Source organism: Pseudomonas sp. CGJS7 (assembly GCF_036961695.1).
Genome location: NZ_JBAMDI010000227.1, coordinates 1 through 8,651, shown reverse-complemented (window position 1 = coordinate 8,651; position 8,651 = coordinate 1). Strand labels below are relative to the sequence as shown.

Annotated in this window: 7 protein-coding genes; 1 reads left to right on the top strand and 6 read right to left on the bottom strand. The window is 68.4% G+C overall.

From position 1 onward, the window contains the following. Window positions 1–42 precede the first annotated feature (42 nt). The 4 genes from V7787_RS51335 to V7787_RS51320 all read right to left on the bottom strand — a co-directional run bounded on the left by V7787_RS51335 (window position 43) and on the right by V7787_RS51320 (window position 3,778). Window positions 43–702: an HAD hydrolase-like protein gene (locus tag V7787_RS51335; protein ID WP_336095222.1), complete on the bottom strand. Its 660-nt coding sequence runs from the start codon at window positions 700–702 to the stop codon at window positions 43–45. Between the two features lie 5 nt (window positions 703–707). Beyond that, on the bottom strand, window positions 708–1,883 hold the full coding sequence (locus V7787_RS51330; protein WP_336095221.1) for a phosphoglycerate kinase: 1,176 nt from the start codon (window positions 1,881–1,883) through the stop codon (window positions 708–710). Between the two features lie 226 nt (window positions 1,884–2,109). After that, window positions 2,110–2,874, bottom strand: a complete 765-nt coding sequence (locus V7787_RS51325) for a molybdopterin-dependent oxidoreductase (protein WP_336095220.1) — start codon at window positions 2,872–2,874, stop codon at window positions 2,110–2,112. Beyond that, window positions 2,864–3,778: a cytochrome b/b6 domain-containing protein gene (locus V7787_RS51320; RefSeq protein ID WP_336095223.1), complete on the bottom strand. Its 915-nt coding sequence runs from the start codon at window positions 3,776–3,778 to the stop codon at window positions 2,864–2,866. Before V7787_RS51320 ends, V7787_RS51325 begins: the two co-directional genes overlap by 11 nt. A gap of 676 nt (window positions 3,779–4,454) precedes the next feature. On the opposite strand from V7787_RS51320, the gene V7787_RS51315 reads away from it, so the two are divergent. Further along, window positions 4,455–4,892, top strand: coding sequence for a VOC family protein (locus tag V7787_RS51315; RefSeq protein ID WP_336095219.1), 438 nt, complete (start codon window positions 4,455–4,457; stop codon window positions 4,890–4,892). 45 nt (window positions 4,893–4,937) lie between these two features. Here V7787_RS51315 and V7787_RS51310 read toward each other — a convergent pair whose 3' ends face one another. Then, entirely contained in the window at window positions 4,938–6,320 is a 1,383-nt protein-coding gene (locus tag V7787_RS51310) for a DUF3999 domain-containing protein (RefSeq protein ID WP_336095218.1), read from the bottom strand. After that, window positions 6,317–8,651 (bottom strand): DUF2339 domain-containing protein (locus V7787_RS51305; RefSeq protein WP_336095217.1); only part of this gene is annotated, 2,335 nt, incomplete at its 5' end. The genes V7787_RS51305 and V7787_RS51310, both read right to left, overlap by 4 nt.

The following is an 8,651-nucleotide window of genomic DNA, read 5'->3' as shown; positions in this document are numbered from 1 at the left end:
AAACTTCTGCGGCAGCCGGGCCCGCAAACCCGGCCGCCAGCATCACGCCACCAGCAACCCCGGCAACTGCCCCGGCACCGCCGCCAACCGCTGCGCGCCGGCCTCGCGCAATTCCTGCTCGCTGCCGAAGCCCCACAGCACGCCGATATTGCCCATGTCGTGCTGCAACGCGCCTTCGATGTCCATGCGCCGGTCGCCGATCATCAGGCATTGCGCGGCCTGCAAACCGAAACGGCGCAGCGCCTCGGCGATCAGATCGACCTTGTGGGTCAAGCGCCCGTCGACGGTGGAGCCGATCACGTCCTCGAAGTAAGCGCCGAAGGGCAGGTGGGCGAGGATCTTGCGCGCGTTGTCTTCGTTCTTGGCGGTCACCACCGCCATGCGGTAGCCGGCCGCGCGCGCGGCGTCGAGCATCTCGCCGACGCCGTCGTACACCTGATGCTCGGTCCAGCCTTCGCGGCCGTAGCGCTCCAGATACAGGGCCACCGCTTGCTCGACCCGCGCCTCATCGCCCAACAACGGCAAGAAACTGGTGCGCAGGGCCGGGCCGATCCACGAACGCAGCGCCTCGGCATCGGGCACCGGATGCTGCAGTTGTTCCAAGGCATAGGCGATGGAACGGGTGATGCCGATCGAGGAATCGATCAGGGTGCCGTCGAGGTCGAAGAACAGGATCGGCTTGGCTGGGGCGGCGTCGGACACCGCGCTCAACCCGCGCGCTGCTTGAGCGCGGCGACCGCCGGCAGTTCCTTGCCTTCCAGGAATTCCAGGAACGCGCCGCCGCCGGTGGAGATGTAACCGACTTCGTCTTCGATCCCGTATTTGTCGACCGCGGCCAGGGTGTCGCCGCCGCCGGCGATGGAGAAGGCCTTGGACGCGGCGATCGCGCGCGCCAGGGTTTCGGTGCCCTTGCCGAAGGCGTCGAACTCGAACACGCCGACCGGGCCGTTCCAGACCACGGTGCCGGCGTTCTGGATCAGCTGCGCGTAACGCGCGGCGGTGTCCGGGCCGATGTCGAGAATCATGTCGTCCGCGCCGACCGCGTCGACCGGCTTGACCGTGGCCGGCGCATCGGCGGCGAACGCCGGCGCCACCACCACGTCGGTCGGCACCGGAATATCGGCGCCGCGCGCCTTGGCGTCGCTCATGATCTTCTTGGCGGTGTCGATCAGATCGTTCTCGACCAGCGACTTGCCCACGCCGTGGCCCATCGCGGCGATGAAGGTGTTGGCGATGCCGCCGCCGACGATCAGCTGATCGACCTTGCCGACCAACGAGCCCAGCAGTTCCAGCTTGGTCGAGACCTTGGAGCCGGCGACGATCGCCAGCAGCGGCCGCGCCGGGTTGTCCAGCGCCTTGGCCAGCGCATCGAGTTCGGCCATCAGCAGCGGGCCGCCGGCGGCAACCTTGGCGTGGCGGATCGCGCCGTGGGTGGAGGCCTGGGCGCGGTGCGCGGTGCCGAACGCGTCCATGACGAACACATCGCACAGCGCCGCGTACTTCTTCGACAGAGCTTCATCGTCCTTGCCCTCGCCGACGTTCATGCGGCAGTTTTCCAGCAGCACCAACTGGCCGGGCTTCACCTCGACGCCGTCGACCCAATCCTTGATCAGCGGCACCTCGATGCCGAGCAGTTCCGACAGACGCGCAGCCACCGGCGCCAGCGAATCGGCCTGGCTCCACTGCCCTTCCTTCGGCCGGCCCAGGTGCGAGGTGACCATCACCGCCGCGCCTTTCTCCAGCGCCAGCTTCAGCGTCGGCAACGCGGCCAGGATGCGCAGTTCGGAGGTGATGCGGCCGTCGTCGATGGGGACGTTGAGATCTTCGCGGATCAGCACGCGCTTACCGGCGAGATCGAGATCGGTCATGCGGACGATGGACATGGGGTCTCCTGGGACGATGCGTTGGAATGCGGTGTAAGCGGGCTTGAGCCGCGGCCGGCCTGGAATCGCGGCCGGCTCTGGGGCGGCTATTGTCGCGGGCCGGGGCCGTGAAATAAACCGGCCGGGCTGAACGAGGCCGGCGGACGCGTCGCGACCGGCCCCAGCGTTCGATGGCGCCGCCGACCGCGGGCACCGCCCGACGGCCGCCTCAGGTGCGGCTAAGCGCTCAGATTCCCGCGTACCACTCGCGTCCTTCGGTGTCTTCGTAGTAGCCGCCGTGGCCGCCGTGGATGTCGGCCAGCGAATGGACCAGTTCGATCCGGCTCAGATACTTGGCGTGCTTGTAGCCCAATTGCCGCTCCACCCGCAGACGCAGCGGCGCGCCGTTGGCGACCGGCAGCGGTGCGCCGTTGAGCGCATAGGCCAGCAAGGTTTGCGGGTGCCGCGCTTCTTCCAGATCCAGGCTCTCGTAGTAGAGCAGCCCGGGCTTCATTTCGTCGAAGCAGTGGAACACCGCGAAACGCGCGCGGTCCAGGTCGACGAGGACATGATCCAGCACCGCCGCCAACGAGGTTCCTTGCCATTTCCCTATCGCGCTCCAGCCTTGAACGCAATCGTGGCGGGTGATCTGCTCGCGCTCGTCGATGGCGCGAAGCTCGGCGATGGACAGATCGGCCGGGCGTTTGACTAAACCGTCCACGCGCAGCCGGTAGTCGGCGAAATCCTTCGCGAGCAATGCCCGATAGCCAGGACACGACGGCAACGAAGTGCCGTTGCTGGGAAAGGTCTTGGACACCTGCGTCTCGGCGAATTCCTCGGCCATCGAGGTCTGCGGCGACAACAAGCGCTGCACGCGCGAGGTCAGCGCCTCCGCGCCGTTGAGCACCTGCGGCCCCCACTGGCTGCGCGAGATGCGGTCGTATCCGGCCAGAACCGATCCCGCGGCGAGAAACAACAGGCCGCGGACGAAAGCGCGACGATCAACGGCCATGGTTCGCCTGCTCCGCAGAAAGGGGGTCCAGCTGCGGGTCCGCAGCTTGCGGCAGTTGGTCCGCCGCCGCGGCCAGCGGGCCCGGCGATTCGGCGATCCGGTAGTAACCGGTAATCATCCCGCGCAGCTGATTCAACGGACCGCTCAGCAAGATCGCGGCCAGGTGCACGATCACGAACCCGACAAACCCGAAGGCGATCAGGAAATGCAGGGTCCGGGCCGATTGTCGGCCGCCCACGGCATCGACCATCGGCGCCAGCACCGTGTCCATGCGCGGCGACATCGCCAGGCCCATCAACACGATGCCGATGCCGAGCACGAACACCACGCCCAAGTAGGCCAGCTTCTGCAACGCGTTGTAGCGCAACGCGTCTTCGCCATGGGGATGGCGCAAGCGCAGGTGATCCAGCAGCGAGCGTCCCAGGCCGCGCCAGTCCGCGCGGCTCAGCCACAGATCGCGCGACAAATGCCGGCTGATCGCGCCATAAGCGAGGTAGCACAGGCCATTGATCACGAACAGCCAGGCGAAGAAGAAATGCCAGCGCCGCCCCGACGTCAGCGGCCAGCGGCCGTCGCCGCCGTCGGACATCGGACCGTTGCTCGGAATCGTCAGCCATGCGGGGAAGCCGCGGGCGATGCGCTGGCCGTCGGTATCGGAAGCGCCGAACACGCCGGTAGTGTCGAAGGCGTGTCCGTCGATCCGGACGACACCGCGCCAATGCCCACGTCCGCCCTGGGCGTCCATACTGAGCCACGCACGCTCGGGGTCCGAACGCTGCCCCCAGTACAAACGCGGATGCGCGTTGAAAATCTGCAGACCGCTGCCGAACAAAATTATCAGCGCTATCGCATTGATCCAGTGCATTACCCGCACCGGGCGCCGGTGCCGATACACCGAGCGCATACGCGGTCCGGCATCGGCGGAAACATCGGAATCGACGACGGGACTATCCGCGGCCATGGCGCACGCTCGCTGGTTCGAAAGGGCCTGGCGCGGTCTGGGCGCCCGGATTTACGCGCACGAAACAGGCCGTCGCGGATTTTCGCGACAGCGCTCATCCATCGGAATCGAGCAGGCCGGATGCCCGTATCGGGCGTCTGCGGCTTTCGTCGGCGGACCATCGAGGAATCAATGCGATCTCTCAGCGTCCGCTTCAGCACACCACTTCGGCGTCCATGTCGAAACCACGCTTGCCACGGCCGCCGATGCCAGGGGCCGGTTGCGCGCAAGATATCGCCGGCCAAGTTCGCAGACTGTGCCGAACCTGCCGCGTGCGGACAGCTGTGAAGCGCGTTGAAAAACTCGCTGAACCGAGGTGATCGCAGGCTCACTAAGCGCGTGATCGCATGGCAGGCGGCCGGCTGACTGCCATCGCTAACAATCGTTTGCAGCGTGCGCACGGCCGCTCGCCGGCACCGGTCCGCGCAGGTACTGCGCGAACTTGCGCGAAGCAGCGCACATCGACACCGCCCGAAAACGCGGCTTGAGCAGGGCAATCGCCGATCCGCGGCGCCCGAGCCGCCCTTGGTTACACTAGGGCGAGGCCTCTCGGCTCAAACGACAAGCGGAGATCGGACCCATGGCGCTCAAGCGGATGGACAACGTCGGAATCGTCGTCGAAGACCTCGGCGCGGCGATCGACTTCTTTCTCGAACTCGGCCTGGAGCTGGAAGGCCGCGGCGCGGTCGAAGGCGAATGGGCCGGGCGCATCACCGGACTGGGCGATCAGAAAGTCGAGATCGCGATGATGCGCACGCCCGACGGCCACAGCCGGCTGGAACTCTCGCGCTTCCTGGCGCCGGCGGTGATCGCCGATCACCGCAACGCTCCGGTCAATGCGCTGGGCTATCTGCGGGTGATGTTCGCGGTGGACGATATCGACCACACCCTGGCCCGGCTGCGCACGCGCGGCGCGCAGTTGGTGGGAGAAGTAGTCCAGTATCAGGACGTATACCGGCTCTGCTACATCCGCGGGCCGGAAGGGATTCTGATCGGGCTCGCGCAAGAACTCGGCTGAGCCGCAGCGCTGGGCGCGGCCGCAGCCGCGCCGACGCTCAAGCCCTCAAGACCCCGCCGGCTTGTTCGACTTCAACAAGCTCAACGCGAAACCCACCACGATCGCCGCGCCCACCACCAGCACCGCCCACAGCATCCAGGTCGACCAATCGCGCTTGGGTTCGGGCGGCACCAGCGCCGCCGCGCCCGCCAACGCCGTCGGCTGAGCCAGCGTGGCTTGCGCGGGTTGCCAATCCTTGCCGCGGCTCTTGCGCAGGGCTTCGACCAGATGCGCCAACGGCGAATCCGCCCGCGCCGCGCGCGCGCTGCCGGCGACCAGGGCGTACGGCGGCTGGCCCTGGGCCAGGAACACCACCACCTCGGGCCGATAGCCCAGCCGCAACACCGGCTCGCCCGGCACCGCGCCGTTGGCGCGCAGACGCCAGCGCCGGTCGCGCGAGGTCTCGGACAATTGCCGTGCCGCCGAGCGGTCGCCATCGCCTTGTCCGGCGACCTGGTACGCCATCCACGGGCCGGCTTGCGCGCGCCAGCCTTGTTCTTCGTTGTCGCGGCTGTCCAGTCGCCACTCCAGGGCGTGATTGCCCGGCAGCGCGACATCGGCCTGCTGGATCGGGAAACGCCCGTCCAGTTCGTACTCGAACGCGACGCCGCCGTCGCGCTGCTCCACCCGCTTGCCCTTGAGTTCGCGCCACTGCAACGGCGCGCCCGCCGCGGGGACCGCCAGTTCCGCCACCACCGCGCTGATCTGCGCGGCCGACTTGGGATCCTGCGGGGTCAGGCGCAGATAACGCGCCTGCTCGCCGACCGTGTCGAACACGATCCGGCGCTGCACCAGCCGCTGGCCGCCGCGCTGCAGATCGACCAGACGGCCGCTGCCGGCGACGCTGCGCCATTGGTCCAGATCGTCGCTGGCTTCCACGTTGTAGGCCGCGTCCAGGGCCGCGCCCGGCACCCATTCCAGTTCCAGCGCCAGGATCGGCGAACGCACGCGGCTGGCGTCGAGCAACAACGAGGTCTGCGGCAACTTGGCGGTGTCGGCGGCGGTGCTGCGCGCCTCGACCCGGCGCAGGCGGCCGTCGGTTTCCACTTCGCTGATCAGCTCCCAGCCTTGCGTGGCCGAACCCGACGGCGACGCCGGCAATGCGAACCACGGCAAGTTGATCCGCTGCGGCGCGCGCGCCAACGGCTGCTCGGGCGCGAACACCGACGCCGGCACCACAACGCCGGTGCTGTCGATCGCGTCGACATCGCGCAGCTGCGCGCTTTGCGCCTGGCGGTACACCGCATCGTCCAGCACGACCCGATACGCGCCGCCGTCGTCGCGGCTGAGTTGCAGCGGCCATTGCTGCGCGTAGTCCTCGCGCGGTCCGGCCAGGGCCAGCAACGGCGCTAGCGCGATCGCCGCAAGCCAGATTCCTTGACGCTTCATGCCTGAGCCTCCTGCTGATTCGAATCGTGGTCGGGCCGGCTCGGCGGCACCGGCGCGAAGTAGCCCACCAGCAAACACAGCAGGCCGTAGGCGATGAACGAGCCGATGCCGAGCAGATTGCCCAGATGGCCGCGGTCGATGGTGAACAGTTTGACCAGCACCACCAGCATCAACACCCCGCCGGCCAGCCACAGCGCGCGCTGGCCGCGGCGCGAACCGGCGATGCAGCCGGCCACGCCGAGCACGCTCCAGACCACGGTCAGGCTGGTCTGGACCAGGCTGGTGGAGAACATCGACTCGGCCCAGTCCACACCGCCCCAGAAGTGCGCGCTGCGCAGGACTTCCACGGTGATCAGGACGAAACCGCCGATGGCCAGCACCGGCACCCGCCAGCCGCGCCAGCGCGCATCCATCAGCGGCGAAGCCATCCAGAAGCCGAGCAGCAGCAACGCCGCCCACTGCATCAGCGCCGAGGGATTGAGCAGCGGTATCCACATCAGCGGATGCGGATTGGCCGGCGCGAACAGGCTCAAGCCCAGCGCAAGCAGCAGCACCGCCATGAAGCTGGCCATCGCCGCGCCGCGCCATTGTTCGAAGCGTTGCTGCACGGGACGGCCGATGACCAACGGCCGCCACAAAGTCAGCGCGGCCGCCGCCAGCAGCGGCAACAACAACGCCGTCGCGGTCCAGCCGGAACCGAACGCGGCCACGTCCTCGCGCATCGACAGACGCAGGCAGCGGAACAGGCTCAGCCCGATCGCCACCGCCCACGCCCACAACCACGCCAGGTGCGCGAGCGAGAGTTCGCGTCCGGCGCGTTCGCGCAGATTGCTCAGGCTGCGCCAGCCCAGACCGGCATACAGCGCCCACGCCGCCAAGCCCCATTCCGCGAACGGATAGCGATGCGCATCGGTCTGCGCCAACGCCACCGGCAAGGCCACGGCGAAGGCGACCATCGCGGTCACCGACAAGGCCTTCCAGTCGTGGCGGCGGAACACTTCGCTCGCCGCCCAACCGGTCAAGGCGGCGATCATCAACACCGCATCGGCGACGTGGCGATTGGCGACGAAATCGGCGATCTCGCTGCCGGTCGCCGCCATCCACCACAGCAGGCCCCACAGGTAATACGGCACCGCCGGCGCGCGTTCGGCGACGCGGCGATAGCTCCAGGCGCTGGCGAAACCGGCCAGCGCGATCAACAGCGCGCCGACGAAACTGGCGTTGAGCACCGGCGTTTCGGCGTCCCACACGCCATCGCTGGCGCCGATCACGAACGCGAACGCCGCGGCCAGCTGCAAACCCGCGCCGGTGAGCTGCGGCAGCAAGCGCTGTTGGCGCAGGCCCAGCCACACCAGGGCCGCGCCTTCCAGCGCGAACACGCAGGCGGTGGCTTCCGCGGCCAAGGCCAGCGGCACTGCCAAGGTCGCGAAGCCGACGCCGAGCAAGGCATACGGCGTGGACAACTCGACGAAGCGCTGGTCGCGGCGCAGCCACCACGCCAGCGCCGCGTACAGCGCACCCAGAGCGAGCGCGCAGAACGCCAGCGGCATGCGCTCGCCTTCCAGCAGGCCGGCTTGCAGCGAGAACGCGATCAGCGGCGTGCCGAACACCAGGCAGCCGTCGATCAGATCGCGTCGGCCAGCGGCGCGGCGGCGCGCGTACAGCACCGGGATCAGCAGATAGAAGGCGAAGAACAGCAGCAGGAACGGCTCGGTGGTGGAGAAATGCTCAGGCCGGTACTTGAGCACGCCCCAGGCGCCGCCGATGCCCCAGGTGAAGGCGAAACCGATCAGGTTGAGCACCCGCCACGGACGCCACCAGGCGATGGCGAAGATGCCGGCGTTGAGCACGGCGTAGTAACCGAACAAGGCCACATGGTTGCCCGAGCCGGTCGAGAGCCAGATCGGCGCGAGGAAGCCGGCCAGGATCGCGAACACCGCCAGCGCCAGCGCGTTCTGCCGCACCGACAGCACGCCGGTGCCGGCCACCAGCACCACGCTGATCGCGAACGCGGCGCCGGCCGGGATCATGCCGTAGAGCTTGAACGCGGCGAACACCACCAGCAGCAACACGCCGATCGCCCCGCCCTGCAGGCTCAGGGCGAAGATCCGCTTGGCTTCGCGCTGGCGCCAGCCGAACACCAGCCCGGCCATCGCGGCCAGGGCGATGCCGGTCAGGCGGACCTCCATCGGCACCTTCATCCAGCCCTGGTCGCTGGCGTACTTGAGCAGCGCGGCCACTCCGGCCAGCAGCACCAGCACGCCGATCTTGACCGGGACGTTGCCCTCGGTGAACCAGCGCCGCACCCAGCGCGCGCCGACGGTGAAGATG

Bases quoted from the DNA above. Each gene is read 5' to 3' on its own strand.
- V7787_RS51330 (WP_336095221.1), bottom strand. From the start codon at position 1,883: ATGTCCATCGTCCGCATGACCGATCTCGATCTCGCCGGTAAGCGCGTG.
- V7787_RS51325 (WP_336095220.1), bottom strand. From the start codon at position 2,874: ATGGCCGTTGATCGTCGCGCTTTCGTCCGCGGCCTGTTGTTTCTCGCC.
- V7787_RS51320 (WP_336095223.1), bottom strand. From the start codon at position 3,778: ATGCGCTCGGTGTATCGGCACCGGCGCCCGGTGCGGGTAATGCACTGG.
- V7787_RS51315 (WP_336095219.1), top strand. From the start codon at position 4,455: ATGGCGCTCAAGCGGATGGACAACGTCGGAATCGTCGTCGAAGACCTC.
- V7787_RS51310 (WP_336095218.1), bottom strand. From the start codon at position 6,320: ATGAAGCGTCAAGGAATCTGGCTTGCGGCGATCGCGCTAGCGCCGTTG.